At 47.9% G+C, this 16227-nt stretch carries 17 protein-coding genes; 6 read left to right on the forward strand and 11 right to left on the reverse strand.

All coding sequences use genetic code 11. The features are described from left to right. Positions 1-23 precede the first annotated feature (23 nt). Positions 24-599, forward strand: coding sequence for a Smr/MutS family protein (locus H579_RS0109010; RefSeq protein WP_028300401.1), 576 nt, complete (start codon positions 24-26; stop codon positions 597-599). Between the two features lie 228 nt (positions 600-827). Here H579_RS0109010 and H579_RS27805 read toward each other — a convergent pair whose 3' ends face one another. The 3 genes from H579_RS27805 to H579_RS25000 all read right to left on the reverse strand — a co-directional run bounded on the left by H579_RS27805 (position 828) and on the right by H579_RS25000 (position 3617). Then, a complete protein-coding gene (locus H579_RS27805; protein ID WP_169449699.1) occupies positions 828-1634 on the reverse strand; it encodes a DUF4892 domain-containing protein in 807 nt (268 codons plus the stop codon). 310 nt (positions 1635-1944) lie between these two features. Beyond that, entirely contained in the window at positions 1945-2817 is an 873-nt protein-coding gene (locus tag H579_RS24995; protein WP_051227476.1) for an alpha/beta fold hydrolase, read from the reverse strand. Beyond that, complete coding sequence (locus H579_RS25000) at positions 2790-3617, reverse strand: alpha/beta fold hydrolase (protein WP_051227477.1); 828 nt, start codon at positions 3615-3617, stop codon at positions 2790-2792. The genes H579_RS24995 and H579_RS25000 overlap by 28 nt, the downstream gene beginning before the upstream one ends. 245 nt (positions 3618-3862) lie before the next feature. Here H579_RS25000 and H579_RS29640 point away from each other — a divergent pair, with 245 nt between their 5' ends. Both H579_RS29640 and H579_RS0109035 read left to right on the forward strand, forming a co-directional pair. Then, on the forward strand, positions 3863-3997 hold the full coding sequence (locus tag H579_RS29640) for an accessory gene regulator B family protein (protein ID WP_245583239.1): 135 nt from the start codon (positions 3863-3865) through the stop codon (positions 3995-3997). A gap of 24 nt (positions 3998-4021) precedes the next feature. After that, on the forward strand, positions 4022-4978 hold the full coding sequence (locus H579_RS0109035) for an AEC family transporter (RefSeq protein WP_028300403.1): 957 nt from the start codon (positions 4022-4024) through the stop codon (positions 4976-4978). 164 nt (positions 4979-5142) lie between these two features. Here H579_RS0109035 and H579_RS25005 read toward each other — a convergent pair whose 3' ends face one another. From H579_RS25005 to H579_RS25015, 6 genes are all read right to left on the reverse strand, one after another. Continuing rightward, positions 5143-6033, reverse strand: a complete 891-nt coding sequence (locus tag H579_RS25005; RefSeq protein WP_051227478.1) for an alpha/beta hydrolase — start codon at positions 6031-6033, stop codon at positions 5143-5145. 6 nt (positions 6034-6039) lie between these two features. Beyond that, the gene (locus H579_RS0109045; protein ID WP_028300404.1) at positions 6040-6510 is read right to left on the reverse strand and encodes a SixA phosphatase family protein; all 471 of its coding nucleotides are present in this window, start codon (positions 6508-6510) and stop codon (positions 6040-6042) included. A gap of 23 nt (positions 6511-6533) precedes the next feature. After that, positions 6534-6842: a DUF4389 domain-containing protein gene (locus tag H579_RS0109050; protein ID WP_028300405.1), complete on the reverse strand. Its 309-nt coding sequence runs from the start codon at positions 6840-6842 to the stop codon at positions 6534-6536. A gap of 12 nt (positions 6843-6854) precedes the next feature. Further along, positions 6855-7880, reverse strand: a complete 1026-nt coding sequence (locus tag H579_RS0109055; RefSeq protein WP_028300406.1) for an NAD(P)H-dependent glycerol-3-phosphate dehydrogenase — start codon at positions 7878-7880, stop codon at positions 6855-6857. A gap of 70 nt (positions 7881-7950) precedes the next feature. Continuing rightward, positions 7951-8757 carry a glucosaminidase domain-containing protein gene (locus H579_RS25010; RefSeq protein WP_036565861.1) on the reverse strand — a complete coding sequence of 269 codons (807 nt, stop codon included), beginning with the start codon at positions 8755-8757 and terminating at the stop codon, positions 7951-7953. Positions 8758-8825: 68 nt separating this feature from the next. Continuing rightward, the gene (locus H579_RS25015; RefSeq protein WP_051227480.1) at positions 8826-9836 is read right to left on the reverse strand and encodes a D-alanyl-D-alanine carboxypeptidase family protein; all 1011 of its coding nucleotides are present in this window, start codon (positions 9834-9836) and stop codon (positions 8826-8828) included. Positions 9837-10146: 310 nt separating this feature from the next. Here H579_RS25015 and H579_RS0109070 point away from each other — a divergent pair, with 310 nt between their 5' ends. Together H579_RS0109070 and rsuA are read left to right on the forward strand one after the other, a co-directional pair. Then, a complete protein-coding gene (locus H579_RS0109070; RefSeq protein ID WP_036565863.1) occupies positions 10147-11085 on the forward strand; it encodes a D-2-hydroxyacid dehydrogenase in 939 nt (312 codons plus the stop codon). Between the two features lie 118 nt (positions 11086-11203). Next, positions 11204-11902 carry a 16S rRNA pseudouridine(516) synthase RsuA gene (gene rsuA, locus H579_RS0109075; protein ID WP_028300408.1) on the forward strand — a complete coding sequence of 233 codons (699 nt, stop codon included), beginning with the start codon at positions 11204-11206 and terminating at the stop codon, positions 11900-11902. A gap of 90 nt (positions 11903-11992) precedes the next feature. Here rsuA and H579_RS25020 read toward each other — a convergent pair whose 3' ends face one another. Further along, positions 11993-12943, reverse strand: coding sequence for a patatin-like phospholipase family protein (locus H579_RS25020; protein ID WP_051227481.1), 951 nt, complete (start codon positions 12941-12943; stop codon positions 11993-11995). Between the two features lie 92 nt (positions 12944-13035). On the opposite strand from H579_RS25020, the gene H579_RS0109085 reads away from it, so the two are divergent. Then, a complete protein-coding gene (locus tag H579_RS0109085) occupies positions 13036-15900 on the forward strand; it encodes an HD domain-containing phosphohydrolase (protein ID WP_028300409.1) in 2865 nt (954 codons plus the stop codon). A gap of 30 nt (positions 15901-15930) precedes the next feature. Here the strand turns inward: H579_RS0109085 and H579_RS0109090 are convergent. Continuing rightward, the coding region (locus H579_RS0109090; RefSeq protein WP_028300410.1) for an RNA-guided endonuclease InsQ/TnpB family protein at positions 15931-16227 on the reverse strand (297 nt) is incomplete at its 5' end.

The raw sequence follows: 16227 nt of genomic DNA on the forward strand, positions 1-16227 counted from the left end.
GCAGCCAAGAATAGAGCGAAACCATGAGCAAGTACGACCCACACAACGATGATGCTGATTTAGACGAACTGGAGTTATTCCGCTCCGCCATGAAAGGCGTTAAGCCACTGAAAAGTAATCAAGTTGTGCTTAAACCCAAGAAGAAAGACATCAACATCGCACTGAAACGTGAAGCGGCTTCTACGGAAGATGAACGCTTTGTGGTAGATAACCTGTCGGAAGGTTATGTCCCGGATATGAAACCCAGCGATGTAATGAGTTTTATGGTGCCCGATCTACCGATTCGTACTTTTCAAAGCCTGAAGAAAGGCGAATACACCTGGCAAGAAGGCATCGACCTGCATGGTCAAAGTGTTGAAGAGGCCAGAGGTGAGTTATTTTCCTTTATTCAGGACTGCCGCGCCCGCCGCTTCCGCTGTGTCATTGTCGTACACGGTAAATCATGGACTCAGGGCAGTGGTCGGGCCGAGCTCAAATCTTACGTCAACGTCTGGTTACGCCAGATGCCGGAAGTGATCGCCTTTCACTCCTGCCGTCCCGCCGACGGTGGCACTGGTGCAGTATATGTAATGCTGAAAACCAAGGATACGATGTACTAACACCAAAACCCCTTACCAAACTTTTTCTGTATCTTTCAGCTAAAACGTCTGGCATAAAAACAAACGGCCCGGATTTCATTAGAAATCTGAGCCGTAAAAAAGAGAACTTTCATCATTGAACCGGTGGTAGCACTCAACCTAGAGCAGCCTCAACACCGTGCCATAGATTTATTAGATGGGGCTGTGAATAAGCATTTCAAGGTTTAAAGTATGAAAAACCGCCTTTTTCTAGCGCCCCACATCAATGCGGGAGCCAAAATCCTTTTGAATCAGTTCGATACGTCCACCGTAATTGATCGAGTTTGTAGTTGGTGCCAGCGGCCCTAATGCTCGAATCGAAATTTTTTCTGCCTTTAAGCCCATTTTTTCCAACGCCTGTAACAGACGCTGACCGGATTGTTCTGATCTTTCGATCAGCTCCTGATCCGAACCCACACCGTATCTATGGGTTACCAGCCAGTACTTCTGATCAGATTCATTAAGGTCTTGCACCAGCTGTTGCAGTTGCTCAAAAGCCCCCTCTTCAAAGCTACCATCCGCTGAGACCGGCAGCGCGGTCCAACCAGAGAGGCCCAGTTGCTCAAATAGATTCCGGCTATCGCCCTGACTGACTTGATCTGATGGCAGACGATAGTGCTCTTCATAGACGTAGGTTCGGCCTGTACCTCTTTCTGTGATATAGAGGGAGATAAACTCGCTCAAACCGTTATGTTTACGCTCTACGGCCAAATAGTGCTGTTTACGGTCAATACCGTACAAGGTAGAAACATTAAAGACCTGATTGGCCCAGTGAATACTGCTACCACAGTCCCGGGCGCTGCATTCAAACAACACTTTTATACCGGGCTGCTTCAACTGCTGCTTATAGTGCTGATAAATATCATCCGTTCCCCGGCTGGAGTGAACTCGATACAGAGTGCGATTAAGCTCACCACCAGGTAGGGTTAACCAATACTCAGGCATCGATTCTGAGTTTTTCTTCTGAATACGACCTGTTGCGATACGATGTTCCACCAGCTTATCGCTCTTACTCATCTCCACATCAGCTAAGGGGAAAGGTTCCAGCCCCACACTCGCCTGTGCAATTGCTGGCAATGCCAAGAGCGCTGAAATAAGCCCTAAAGTGGTAACCTTGACTCTCTTGAGCACTGCCTTTGCAGCAAGCCTATCTGCGGCCTTACAGGCCTGTATTGTCTGATATATTTTTGTTGTTTTCTCTGGCGAAAAAAATACAGCCATTCGTCACACTCCCTTAAACCATTAGGTATTTGACCCACCAGAACGAAAAAAATTCGCATGATAGTCTTAGATAGACTTAATCTAACGCGCTTTATGCTAAACCAGATCACTGATCCACTTGCCAGAACCGAATCAGCTCAGCCTGTACAGCCAGATAGGTTTCAGGCTCTAAATGAAAATGATGATTGCCAGGTAAACACTGATGTTGAATATTTCGAACATGGGCTGCACGGGCTTCGGTATTTTCCCTATTAACCAGAAAGCCCTGCTCTGCAGTTAACAGGCGGACCGGTGCGGTAATCGCGTTACAAAAGGCATTGATCTGCTCTTCTGTCAGGCGTACAGGAGAAGGAATCCGCAAACGAGGGTCTGAGCGCCAATACCAGCCATCCTCCTGCTTGATAATACCCCGCTCAGTAAGAGGTAACGCCGCTTCATAACTGATCTCACCGACACCCCGCATACGGGCTTCTGCGGCACTGTGGATATCAGCATAACTCGGCGGCTGTTTGTAACCCATCAACTGGTACTTACTCAGTGCCTGGGTGAGTTGACCGGGAGATTCTTCTGCGGGTGTGGAGATAGGGCCTAAGCCTTCCAGTAAAGCCACACGGGCAATACGCTCCGGCACAGCACCTGCCATTAAAGTTGCAACGCCTGCTCCCATAGAGTGGCCGAGCAAGTCGACTTTTTCCCAACCCTGAGCATCCATCAATAAAGTCAGATCGATGACGTTATCCCAAATATGGTAATAGCTGCCCTGAGGGCGATGGCTGGAATGACCATGCCCCACCATATCGATAGCCCAGATATCCAGATCACACTCCAGTGCAAGCTGGGGAGCTAGTCGGGTAAAGCTGGCACAATTATCCAGCCAGCCGTGTAGTGCCAATACGGTAGTGCCGTGACCTTTGCCCCAGCGCCAGCCTGATATCGAGATGTGTTCCAGATCTATTTGGAATGGAATCGGGTCCTGCATCGTTCAGCCTTATCAGAATGTCCATGAAGTGTTTTAATCATGGCCTGTATCTGCTGCGCTGTCGACTCTGGATATTGCAATGGAAAGAGATGTCCACCGGGTACAGACTGCCAGTAAAAACCTGACTTTATGATCCCTCTGAGTCCTGCGGGATGAATCACCGAGTCCTGCTCAGGGGTAAACACGGCAACTGGCATCTGTAATTGCGGACCGCTGTTCCATAAATTGTCCGCCACATTACAAAAAATATCGTACTCAATTTTGGGCTGAAAGTTCAGCACCTGCTGACCCTGCTCTTTATGACTGGCGGACTTAATATAGTCCCAGATACAGCGTTCATCCAGGTCTGAAAACAAGCGACGCTCACGCAAATAGCGATACATTGCCTGCTCATCATCCCAGCGGTCACGACGATTACGGCTTCTGCTGGCCGGGGTAAATTTATCAATATTGCCCATACGCTTAGCCAGCTTAATCAACCAGGGGCGCAAACCACTGATATAAAGCGGTGGATCGAGCAATATCAAGCCCTTAAAGTAACCCGGCGCTTTTAATGCGGCCTGATAAAGTAACACACCACCCAAAGAGTGGCCCACGGCCCAGACCGGCTCTTCGCTTTGGTGTAATAGTGCCAGCTGCTCGTCGACCAGTGCCTGCCAATTATGATCCACCGGCCAGCGTGGATCATGACCGATATGAGAGACGCCTTGAATCTCATACGCTTGACCCAGCGCTTCCAGCAGAACCCGGTAACTTCCCAAAGGAAAACCATTGGCGTGGGCAAAATGGATCTTAGACATCACTCTCTCCACTAAACGTACGTTTGATTGGATTATGCCCGCGCAATCCAGAAACGAAAGTTTGAGATGTGAATTTAATTAATCAACTTGCAGGAAGCTGCAACTGTCAGTAGAGTGCCAGACTTTAAATCTGCTCTGCATTTGCACCTGCTAATTAATGTAGTGATCATCGTACGCTTAACTCAGGTTTAAGCCAAAGTACCGGCCACTTTTTTTTAGCCATAACCGTTATTAGTGGTAACCCTATGAGTCAACAGCCTGTAGACAAATCCAACCGCCCCAGCCGCTCACCTGAGTCCCGCAAGAAGCGTAATCTGTCTTTTTTTATTACTGTAATTGCGGCCATCGCTTTTGCAGTCTGGCAGATCAATAACGGTTAACACTCCTCTAGCTGACCGGATTATATGGATAATTTTTTTCTTTCGCTGTCTGCAACGCTGCAGGTAACGGCACCTGTTTTTATTATCGTTTTTCTAGGTGTCATTTTTCGCCGCATCAACTGGCTGGATGACCACTTTGTCAAAATAGCTTCGGCCCTGGTGTTTAGGGTTACTCTGCCCACACTGGTCTTTCTGAACATCAGCAAAACAGATCTTAGGGAAAGCCTCGATGTTGAGGTGTTGCTTTACGCCTCTGCTGTTACCCTGATTGGTTTTCTCTTTCTGCTCTGGCTGGCCCGGCAGATTATCAGGGAAAAGGCCGATCGCGGTGTCTTTATTCAAGGTGCATTTCGCGGTAATCAGGGCGTGATCGGTATGGCATTAGTCGCCAACCAGTTTGGTGAAGCCGGGATGCCGATGGCGTCGATCCTGCTAGGCTGCCTGATTATTATCTACAATATCCTGTCAGTCATCGCGTTAAGTATGTCGATGCCAGGGCGGGCAGAAGCCGGTTGGCGACCCATTCTGCTGGATATTGTCAAAAACCCCCTGATTCTGTCTGTGGTTGCTGCGATACCTGTGTCGCTTCTCAATATAGAGCTACCTCAGGTCGTGCTGAAAACCGGTGAATACTTCTCTGGCGTAACACTACCGCTGGCACTGCTGTGTATCGGTGCATCGTTAAGCTTAAAAGCGTTACGGGCTTCTTCCGTGGCTTCCTGGAGCGCTACTGTGATGAAGCTGGCAATTCTCCCCGTCATTATGACTTTTGGCGCCTGGGCACTGGGTTGGACCGGTCAAACCTTAGGCATACTGTTTCTTTACTTTGCCAGCCCCACAGCAGCGGGCAGTTTTGTGATGGTAAAAGCCATGGGAGGGAATGATAAGTTAGCTGCCAATATTGTCGCACTCACCACGGTAGGCGCGACACTAACCATCACCTTTGGGGTCTTTATTCTGCATTGGCTGCAGTTGGTTTAAGCCTTTTCTTTTTAGGCCCAGCAGTTTCAGCGCTGCCATGTGGCAACGATACTGATACCATAAGCTCTATACCATAAAAAACGGGATATCTGTGAACCAGATATCCCGTTTTTTATGGTATTACACTTAGCACTTATTCAATTACCACTTGAATCCATAAACCGCTAATCTGCTTTTACCCGATACTGTAAAAACTCACCCACTTCCTTTAGTGCCTCGTCAGCCTGGGGCAGATATTTATGCAACAGGTGCCAAACATGGGGCATTTGACTCCACTTGCTTAACTGATTGATTACACCTGCTTTTTCCAGAGTTTCACTCAGATGAACCGAGTCATCTAATAGCAGCTCCTGGCGACTCACCTGAATCAGGCAAGGCGGTAAACCGGTTAAATCACCAAACAAAGGCGACAGCCCTGATTCGGACAGAGGTGTACTACCGGCATAAACCCTGGCAAAACTCATCATCTGAGCCTTATTTAAAATCATATCCGTGGCGGTATTGGTATCCAGACTCGCCGCCTGACAGGTCAGATCGACCCAAGGCGATAGCAATACAGAGGCTGCGGGCAATGGCATCTGTTGCTGTTTTAAGCGCTGCATCAGAGCCAGTGCTAAACCACCGCCAGCGGAATCACCGGCAATAGCGATCTGATCCGCAGGCACACCGATATCCAGCAACCAACGATAAGCCTGCTCAGTATCATCCAAAGCACCGGGGTACTGAGTTTCCGGAGCCAAACGATAGTCAATCACCAGCACTCGGGCATTGGCCCTATAAGCAATCTGGGCAGCCAACTCTCTATGGGTATCCATCGACCCCAGCACATAACCGCCACCGTGTAGATAAAGCACATAACGACGCGGTGCATCATGCTGCCAATAGAGCAGTTCCGCCGTGACACCGTTGGCATTCTGCTCACTGACAATCAAGCCATGCGGCCGGTAAGGTCGACGCAAATTACCTTCCAGCTGCTCGCGCAACATACGGCAATATTGGTTTAAACCCTGTTGCTGGAAAAGATTCATCGCTTGTTGAAAAGGAGGAAATATCATGGAGTGTTATACCAGGTCATCAGCATGATTCAGGGAGGTTAACTCAGCCAACCCCTTAGCCCAGACATCCGCTTCCATCACAGCCATAGAGGCCGTAGACATAGGATAATAGCCTTGATAATCACCTTTAACCAATAAGCTGATCAGTCGGCTCACCATAGGCTGGTGACTGACCAGCAACAGTGGAAAGCTGGACTCATCCTGCTCTGATAACCATTGAATCACCGCTTCAGGTGAATCATCCGGGGTAATAATCGGCAGCGTATGCTGTTGGCTCAGCGAACAATGCTGAGCAATCTCAGTCAATGTTTGCTGCGCCCGTATATAAGGGCTGGCAAAGGCACAAGCCTGATCAAGCTCAGAATATTTTGCCTGACTCATGGCAGCCACTTGCTGATGGCCACGGGGTGTCAAACAACGTTCAAAGTCCGTTCTGGCCTGACCTGCTTCACCATGTCGAAAAATAATCAGTTTCATAGTACAGCCCCTCCTACACAGGGCTATTCATCAAGGCGATACGGATCACTATCCGGAGATTCACCTTCAGGCCAAGGTGCAAAAGGAAAAGGTTTATGTTCACTATTGAACGTCAGATAACGATAGAGCTGGTAAGCATAAGCAGTTAAGTTGGCCGCTGATTGCTGCAGGAACAAATTTTTCTCACCCGTCAGGGCAATAAAAAACAGCTGGAGTATCACACCTAATAGTATCAATAACTCTGCTATCTGATAGGCCAGGACAAAGAACAACATAAAGATGAGCCGTAACCAAAACGCTTCTGTGGCGATGCCTGCTTTTTTCTTACTCATACCAAACCTTTATTATTCACTGCGGGGCAAAACGAATTCAACATCAGAGTTTTGCTGGCCTGTCATCAGCCCATGGATCACCTGCTGTACCGGCAGTTGATTGAACAACACCTCATACAGGCCACAGGCCAGGGGCATATAGACTTCCATCTCCATGGATTTATTACGTACCAGGCGTATGGTATTCACACCTTCAGCCACTTGCCCCAGACTCGCCACAGCTTCATCCAGGCTTTTACCTTCGCCAATAGCATACCCAACCCTAAAGTTACGGCTTAAGGGTGACGTACAGGTGACAATCAGGTCGCCAACACCAGATAAACCTAAAAAAGTCATAGGATTAGCGCCCATAGCTACCGCAAAGCGGCTCATCTCTGCCAAACTACGGGTGATCAGCATACTTTTCGTATTCTCACCCACACCGAGCGCAGACGCCATGCCTGAAGCAATAGCATAAATATTTTTCAGTGCACCACCCAGTTCAACACCAAATACATCATCACTGGCATAAACCCGAAAATATTTGCAACCCAACACCTGCTGAATCGCTTCTCGGGTTACAGCATCTTTACTAGCGACAACCGTGCCTGTCATCTGCTTTTGCGCAATCTCCTTTGCCAGATTAGGGCCACTTAGAACACCAATATGCTCACTTGGAGTATGAGCTTTCAGGATCTCAGACATCAACTGGAAGCCCTCTTCCTGAATTCCCTTAGCGGTGCTGATAAGGATCTGCTCTTTACTCAGATGCTCACGCGCCTGATCCACAACATGAGCAAATGCCTTACTGGGAATCGCAACAAAAATAATATCGGCACCCGATACGGCCTCAACTACATTAGTGGTGGCATCAACGCCTGGGTTGATCTCATAATCTGGCAGATAGCGCATATTACATCGCTGTTCATTAATCTGCCGGGCCAGGGTTTCATCCCGTAACCACTGCTTAACCGGAAAACCATTGTCTGCTGCAATACTCGCCAGCGCTGTGCCAAAACTACCACCGCCTAAAACGGTCACTGCATACTTTTTTGTCATAATTTTATTTTAACTGCCAATAAGCCAGTGTGTATTTTACCTGATATATCCCTGTAAATATGATGTTTAATCACTCACTGTGACTCATCTGTACGACCTGAGTCACCAGCGCCTGATTCACTCGCATCATACTCTTGAGTTCCTGCACATACGCGTTACCCCGCTCGGAGTAGTTCTGTAAAGTCTCGGCCAAAATCAAACCATTAACGACCTGGTCATTGCGCCGTAATTTCGCTCTGAGCTGACGTAATGCTTGATAGGCCGCAAAAGTATTCAAATTGCGTAAATATGCCCGCACACTCTGCTGTACAGAAACAAATTTAGCCACTTCATGACTGGCACCCTCTGTCCTGCGAGAAGGAACTAAACCGCAACCAGGAGAAAAGCACCACTGCCCAAACAGATTATTGCCCTCACGGGCAAAACGGGAACGCCCCCAGGACGATTCATTCGCAGCTTGAGCCAGCACCAGTTCTAACGGAATAGTATCTACTCTTAGTAAGAGTTCCTGATAGCGCTCCAGATCACTGCTAACATTCACTTTATAATCAACGGCTAGCTGTTGCAGTAAAGACTGTTCTTGCGGGGTAAGATGCTCTGGCTGTAAGGCTTCTAACCAGGCTCTTTGCTGCGTAATATACTGATTTTCTACCGCAACCAACGGTTGTAAAAACGCAAAAAAACGCAGCTTTTTCTCTTTGGTTGAAGATGTGCTGGTTAATACATCCAGGCTGGCATCACTAAAACCTGGTGCAACAGGCAACATCTTTGCCGCAGAGCTTGATACGTGTTGCTGATGGCTTTCAAGCCAGAAACCTAAAATATAAAGACACGACAATACTCCAGGTAACCAGAAGCGACCTAATATTGTTTTCATTATTTAGACTCAGATAAAGAAAAGGCATAACCCCCAAAGGGTTATGCCTTGAAAAACGACAGAGGGTCTTAAACCACCTGAATATGCCAGGGTTCGTAACGAACCCCAAAGCGGTTATCATTGGTGTAACGAATATTGATATAACCCAGATCCTGCAGACGTTTATAAACATCAGACTGTGCAAAATCTTCAGTAAAGTTTTTATAGCCGTAGCCCACTTTACCTACATCGAAGTCACCGACTGCATGATAGGAATAACCAGGAGGAGCCAGGGAGCGCGATGCCTTAGACATATTACCCTCAGCCTGTACAGCTTTAGACAGGAACAGATACATCTGTTTTACCGTACTGCGGATTCCTGAGGTCAGGAAGATATCCTCCCCTACATCTTTGCGGAGTGTATCGTATAACTTCAGCGACTTACCTTTGAACAGATAGTGACCCGTTTTAGGCACCTTCACCAACTCACGGGAAGGTATCTTATCCGTTAAACCAGGCAGTACTTTTTCGCCGTAGAAACCGTATTTACCCGCATCGACAAAAAATAGCTGCTCAAGAAAATCCAGCTCAGTCTTAGTAAACTCTCCTACCTGAGAAAAGTTACGGCCATATTTTATCATTTGATCAAAGTTGATCAGATTAAAGTTACCGTGACCGATAGTTCTCTGAACACGCCCCAAATGTTTAAGAGTACTCTGGATCAGCTTAAATTCCTGTTCAGAAACAAAGAAGTCGTCTTCAAAAACACCTTCAAAGTAGCGAATTTTCTGCATGTAATCTTTTACATGGGGATCATTTTCTGCAGCTTCAATTTCTGCTTTCAGATCTGCAACCTGCTGCTCCAGCTTCTGAGGTGCTGATACCTCAAGATAATCTGATGCAGCCGCATGCTCCTCGACTATTTCAACGAGTTTTTCCGGTACCTTAGGTGCATTTGCTGCAACAGGTATTTGAGACGGATCAGCAGTGACGATTGCTTTCTGCTGTTCACCCAACAACAGCTGCCGCATTACAGAGCCACTGCCCAGCGCTACGAAACCACTGATGGAAAATGCTTTCAGAATACTTCTACGATCCACGACGGCTACCCAGAATCCGATTCATTACACAGGTAAAGCTTAAACTCTACACCCGTTTCTTACAACCAAGGCAGAGCTAAAAACTCAAAAATTCACAGCCATGGAAGTAAAGTGCTAAATATATCTTTTAAAAACAGATTAATCCATATCAAGCTAATAAAATCAGCCCGTTTTCTGGAACAGCCGGGCCTGAAAACCAGATTGTCTACAAAGACTTCATCAATATCAAAGCACTCAACTTTTCCTTTCGCACCCTGAATATTTTACACTTTGATGTTTTCATATACCTAATCTGAAAAAGGGACCACTGATGAAGTTAAAAGGTGTATTACTGGATGAGGACAGTCTGGGAGAAGGCATTGATTTTTCAGGGCTTGAACAGCAACTGGATACATTTAATGTCTACGGACAAACCTCTCCACTACAGCTGATGGCCCGAATTCAGGATGCCGACGTTATTTTAAGCAACAAAGTTGTGCTGGATGCTGCCGCGATCAAAAGCTGCACGTCACTCAAGATGATCTGTGTTCTGGCTACGGGTATGAACAATATCGATCTGGAAGCTGCAGCAGAACTGAATATTCCAGTCAAGAATGCCATCGCTTATGGCACGAATAGCGTGGCTCAACACACCTTGATGCTGATGTTAATGCTGGCTACTCAACAGGTTCGCTACAGTAAAGCGATCATTGAAGGCCAGTGGCAACGAAGTCCGTTTTTCTGCATGATGCAACACTCAGTGACAGAATTGGCGGGTAAGCATCTGGTGATTGTCGGTTCCGGTGCCCTGGGTAGTAAGGTGGCACAACTGGCCGAAGCTTTTGATATGAAGGTGACCTTCAGCGCCCGCCCAGGCAATGAAGGTGGTGATAGTCGTCCCCCGCTGATAGAGTTGCTGCCGGAAGCCGATATACTCTCCCTGCACTGCCCTCTGACGACAGAAACACATGACCTGATCAATCAGAAGACTCTGACTTTAGCCAAGCCAGGTCTGCTACTGGTGAACTGCGCCCGTGGCGGCATTGTCAATGAAAACGATGCCTTACAAGCTCTTCGATCCGGTCAGCTGGCTGGCTATGCCACCGACGTACTGAGCGAAGAACCTCCGGTCAATGGTAATATCCTGCTGGAGGCTTTGCAGGAAGACCTTAACCTGATTGTGACGCCTCACAATGCCTGGATCTCTCAGTCAGCCCGACAGAATATTGTTGATCAGGCGGTACAAGCTATTGACTCACTCAGTCAATAAATCTTATTCATATTTTGAGGGAGCAATAAAATGAATGACACTCACACAAATGCCCTTAACAAAGGCTGTTGCTCCCAACAATCCTATTCATCCCATGCAATAACAGTTAGAGAACACCATGCGCCTAGATAAATTTATCTGCCATCACAGCGGTATTTCCCGTGCCGAGGCCAAACGAGTATTACGCCAGGATCTGGTCACCTGTAACGGTGAAGCAGTGCGTAATGGTGCCTATAAAGTCACAGCGGAAACAGAGGTTGAGCTGGACGGCCAACTGCTGGGCGAAGTGAAAAAGCGCTACATCATGCTCAATAAAGTGACTGACACTATCTGCTCAACCGTGGATGAAGAGTATCCATCCGTCATCAACTTTCTGGATGAACTGCCCAACACCCGGGGCCTGCATATCGCTGGCCGTCTGGATGTAGATACGACAGGTCTGGTACCGATCACCGACGATGGCCAATGGTCACACCAGATCACCTCGCCTAAGAAACAGTGTGCCAAGCGTTACCGAGTCTGGCTGGCGGAACCGCTGTGCGCTGATGCAGAACAGCAAGTGGAACAGGGCATTCAACTGCACGGAGAAGATGAACTGACTAAACCCGGTATTCTGGAACGCATTGACGATACCGAAGTTTTACTCACCATTACCGAAGGTAAATATCATCAGGTAAAACGTATGTTTGCCGCCATGGGCAATAAAGTCGTTGGCCTGCACCGGGAACAGATCGGCGAGATTGAGCTGGATGAGACACTCTATGAAGGTGAATGGCGCGAGCTGACAGAAGAGGAAATACAGTCCGTCTGGCAGTAAGCCTATCTCTTGAAAACATGACTTTTCCCGAAACAGATACCCCGCCTGATACAACCAAAGCCCGACAAACAATCGGGCTTATCTATTCCCCTAATAGATCTCATGCCCTCCGGGGATCACTATTGCCTGAGTATTCTCCAGGCGCAGAGAACGCAAGCTCTTATCTGCTGCCAGATAGCCCAGGCTGATCATCTCAGCGGCCCGATTAAACTCCAGGGTACCACAGGCATTACGGGCGATTTCCACTTCCAGATCCGGTGGATAAGCCGCCAGTTTCTGCCGGGCAATCGTGCTTTGCATCGCATCAAAAGCCTGGTTAGCCACATCATAGGCCGACCAATCTCTTTTAGGGGCTTCTGCAGAACTCTTCTGAAGACCTTTGAAAAACTGAGTAATTTTCTCATGCAGGGCCGGAGACTCCGGCTTTTTCAATGCGACACTCTGCTGCTCTATCGCAGGCATCGCATCATTGACAGCAACAGGGCTACGAATTGCCCCGCCTAAGTTGACGGCAATCGTAATATCGGTCCGATCCCGGAAGGTTGGCGCAATCGGCACAGGATTCAGTACTCCACCATCAATCAAGGTGGTGCCATGTAATTCAAATGGCGTGAAAAACATCGGTAACGAAATGGAAGCCCGAATCGCATCAAATAAACGCCCACGACTTAACCACACTTCCCTCTCCCCCATAATGTCGGTGGCAACCGCAGTAAAAGGGATCGGCAGCTCCTCAATATGCTGCTCACCCACCAGCTCAACCAGCGTAGTAATAATTTTATCGCCCTTGATCAAACCGGAGCGGTCCCAGGCGATATCCAGCAGATTCACCATATCCGCCTTCTTGATGGCACGCACCCACTGTTCAAATTCATCCAGCTTACCGGCGGCATAAATACCACCAATTAGTGCGCCGATAGAACTGCCCGATACAGAGGCAATCTGCAGGTTATTCTCTTCCAGCCAGCGGATCACACCAATATGCGCTAACCCCTTGGCACCGCCGCTGCCTAAGACTAAAGATACGCTTTTTTTGTCCATTAAACCGTCTCTGTACCGTATGATTTTGCCTATATTAAGATAAGACCCTGCCTCTCTCCAAAGGCAAAGCGATGCAACTCAGGGAGAAGTTCATGCTGTTGTTTAAAAAAGGAATCTCTCTTCAAATGCTGATCGGCTGGGCTATTTTCAGCGCCATGATTCTATTAAGCCTACTGCTGATCGTACAAAGTTATCAAAGTAACAAACAAGCTCTATTACTGGCGACCAGTGAAACAGCCCAACAGCTGGGCCAGACCATCAACGAAAAAGCCCAACGTATCACCGGCCCTGCACAAAGTGCGCTCCAGATCTTAAGTCATGATCCTTTATTGGAGGCACAAAGCCTCCCCCAACGCTTAAAGCGCCTACCTGTGCTGGCAGAAACGTTAACCTCCAACAGCGTACTGAGTGCCATCTATGCCGGTTACGATAATGGTGAATTTTTCCTGCTCAGAACATTGAATGATGCCTTACAACAGAAGTACCAGGTACCGGATAACGCACAATATCTGCTGCAAACCATCACCCTGGAAAATGGCAAAAAAGTTGGAGAATGGCGTTTTTACGACCGCTCACTGACACTTATCAGTTACGAAGCTAAAAGTGATTACCGCTATGACCCCAGAAGCCGCAACTGGTATGTGGATGCCCGACAGCACTCAGGACAGATATTGACCGCTCCCTATCTGTTTTTTACCACTAAAGAGATCGGTATCACTCTGGCGACCCGCAGCAGCCTTGGTGGAAATGCCGTGATCGGCATGGATGCCTCGATTACTGACCTGTCTGCCCAATTAACCAGCCTACGTTTGACGCCTAACAGTGAACTAGCCATTGTCGATAAATCAGAAAAGGTATTGGCCTATAGCGATACTCAACGCATGCTGGTGCAGGAAGGCGATAGTTATCGACTGAGTTCACTGGATCATTTAGGCGTAGGGATTTTTCAACAACTTATGGCCGCAAATCCTCCGGCAGGTAAGATTCACCCCATTAACCAGGACGACAAAGACTGGTACACCTTATGGATCCCCGTCAGTACTTTTCTGGAAGCAGGGATAAAAGTATTGATTGCCGTACCTGAAGCCGAGTTATTAGCCCGTGCCAAAAAGGAGATATTCAATCAGCTCAGCTGGGCAACTCTCTTGACCAGCATCATGTTGCTTCTGGGCCTGTATACCGGCTCCCGTATTGGTCGTTCATTTAAACGGCTTACACTGCAGGTGAGGGATCTGGCGAATTTTAATTTCCATCAAGTCTCTGGTGTTGATTCCCAGATCAAAGAGGTAAGAGAGCTGAGCCGGGTAGTGGATAAGATGTCTCTCACCATCAATCACTTTCAGTCGATCAGTAGTCTGCTCAACCGGGAGAGCGATCTGGAAAAGATGCTCAAAGGTGTTCTGGATCATATGGTGCAGGCTACGGGCTTACAGCAAGGTGCCATCTATCTATTCGATGCCGATCATCAGCGTTTTTATCAAACCTGTCAGACCTCACCTGATGCCTTCCCCAAACAATTGTCGTATCAGGAACACCACCTAAGCCTGTCAGCTCATGTTTTGGAACAGCTGACACGGGCAGAACAATGTCTGGTTACACCGTTGCGCAAACGCAATCAGGAGTTGGAGGGCTTACTGATTATTCGCGCCAAACAGGATGTGCAGCATCATGATCATCTGAATCACTTTATAGAACACCTGTCCGGCTCAGCCGCTGTAGCTATAGAAACACGCCGCTTGATTGATGGTCAAAAGGAGATGATCGAAGGTATTCTGCGTCTACTCGCGGATGCTATTGATGCTAAATCACCCTATACCAGCCGCCATTGTGAACGGGTTCCCCAGCTGGCCAATGATCTGATTCAAAATTTGATGGCACAAAAAACCGGCCCACTGGCTGACTTCACCATGGATGAGCAGCAACAGGAAGCCTTCCGGGTCGCCGCCTGGTTACATGACTGTGGCAAGATTCTCAGCCAGGAACATGTCATCGATAAAGCGACTAAACTGGAAACACTCTACAACCGAATCCATGAAGTGCGCGCCCGTTTTGAGATTCTCTGGCGTGATGCTGAGCTACATTACTGGCAGCAGCGGGCCGAAGGTCAGAATATCGATATGCTCAAGCAACAACTGATAGAGACACAAAAGACACTTCAACAGGAATTTGCCTTTATTGCCCATATTAATCAGGGCCAGAATCCCATCAAACCCGGCGAGTTGGCACGTCTCAATGAGATCGGTAACCGTACCTGGTTGAGACACTTCGATAATCGCCTGGGACTTTCCCACGAAGAACTGAGTCAACTGGCCAATCAGCCAAGACAATCGTTACCGGTTCAGGAACAGCTACTATCTGACCGCCCTGAACATCTCGTGTTATGGCAGGAAGGGCATACACCGCCAGTCACGCCAGATGATCCTAATAATCACTGGCAGTTTAATATGGCTCTACCCAAATACGCTTTTAACTTTGGCGAACGTTATAACCTGAGTATTCCTTACGGCACGCTAACAGAAGAAGAACGCTTTAAGATCAATGAACATATTGTGCACACCATCGTGATGCTAAGCAGTCTTCCGCTACCGGAGCATCTGAAGGATGTACCGAGAATAGCCGGTAATCACCATGAAAGAATGGATGGTCAGGGTTACCCCAGAGGATTAAGCGGTGATCAGATGTCGGTTCCAGAAAAAGTAATGGCGATTGCCGATATTTTTGAAGCCTTAACGGCCAGAGACCGTCCCTATAAACAAGCGAATACCTTATCTGAAGCACTACAGATTATGGTGAATATGACCCTCAATGGTCATATTGATCATCAGGTCTTCACACTACTATTACAGAACCAGGCCTTTGAGCATTTTAGCCAGCAATATCTGTCACCAGAGCAGATTGATGAGGTTGATCTGAAGGGGTTATTGGATCAGTTAAAACCAATGAGCACTATAGCTTAACCAAAAGATTGACATCCTCCCTCCGCTAAATCAGGCCAGCTGATTATAGCGGGGGATTCCTACAGCTAGACGGCCATGTCCGACCGCAAGAATGTTCCTGGCCGCATTCACATCGCGGTCGTGCGTGACACCACACGCACTGCAGATCCACTCTCTTATTCCAAGTCCTGCGATACCTTTCGGCCTCGAATCAGGCAAACTGCCACAACTCGAACAGGTTTGGGTGGTGTACGACTCATCAACTTCTTTGAAAACAATACCTGCGTGAGCGCATTTATAATCCAGCATCGTTTTCAGCATGGCCCAACCTGCATCCAGCACAGACTT

The sequence above is a fragment of the Oceanospirillum beijerinckii DSM 7166 genome, assembly GCF_000422425.1.
In the GTDB taxonomy this organism is placed as follows: Bacteria; Pseudomonadota; Gammaproteobacteria; order Pseudomonadales; family Halomonadaceae; genus Oceanospirillum; species Oceanospirillum beijerinckii.

Bases quoted from the DNA above. Each gene is read 5' to 3' on its own strand.
- rsuA (WP_028300408.1), top strand. From the start codon at position 11,204: ATGCGCCTAGATAAATTTATCTGCCATCACAGCGGTATTTCCCGTGCC.
- H579_RS0109085 (WP_028300409.1), top strand. From the start codon at position 13,036: ATGCTGTTGTTTAAAAAAGGAATCTCTCTTCAAATGCTGATCGGCTGG.
- H579_RS29640 (WP_245583239.1), top strand. From the start codon at position 3,863: ATGAGTCAACAGCCTGTAGACAAATCCAACCGCCCCAGCCGCTCACCT.
- H579_RS25000 (WP_051227477.1), bottom strand. From the start codon at position 3,617: ATGTCTAAGATCCATTTTGCCCACGCCAATGGTTTTCCTTTGGGAAGT.
- H579_RS25020 (WP_051227481.1), bottom strand. From the start codon at position 12,943: ATGGACAAAAAAAGCGTATCTTTAGTCTTAGGCAGCGGCGGTGCCAAG.
- H579_RS0109035 (WP_028300403.1), top strand. From the start codon at position 4,022: ATGGATAATTTTTTTCTTTCGCTGTCTGCAACGCTGCAGGTAACGGCA.
- H579_RS27805 (WP_169449699.1), bottom strand. From the start codon at position 1,634: ATGAGTAAGAGCGATAAGCTGGTGGAACATCGTATCGCAACAGGTCGT.
- H579_RS0109045 (WP_028300404.1), bottom strand. From the start codon at position 6,510: ATGAAACTGATTATTTTTCGACATGGTGAAGCAGGTCAGGCCAGAACG.
- H579_RS0109070 (WP_036565863.1), top strand. From the start codon at position 10,147: ATGAAGTTAAAAGGTGTATTACTGGATGAGGACAGTCTGGGAGAAGGC.
- H579_RS25010 (WP_036565861.1), bottom strand. From the start codon at position 8,757: ATGAAAACAATATTAGGTCGCTTCTGGTTACCTGGAGTATTGTCGTGT.
- H579_RS0109055 (WP_028300406.1), bottom strand. From the start codon at position 7,880: ATGACAAAAAAGTATGCAGTGACCGTTTTAGGCGGTGGTAGTTTTGGC.
- H579_RS24995 (WP_051227476.1), bottom strand. From the start codon at position 2,817: ATGCAGGACCCGATTCCATTCCAAATAGATCTGGAACACATCTCGATA.
- H579_RS25005 (WP_051227478.1), bottom strand. From the start codon at position 6,033: ATGATATTTCCTCCTTTTCAACAAGCGATGAATCTTTTCCAGCAACAG.
- H579_RS0109050 (WP_028300405.1), bottom strand. From the start codon at position 6,842: ATGAGTAAGAAAAAAGCAGGCATCGCCACAGAAGCGTTTTGGTTACGG.
- H579_RS0109010 (WP_028300401.1), top strand. From the start codon at position 24: ATGAGCAAGTACGACCCACACAACGATGATGCTGATTTAGACGAACTG.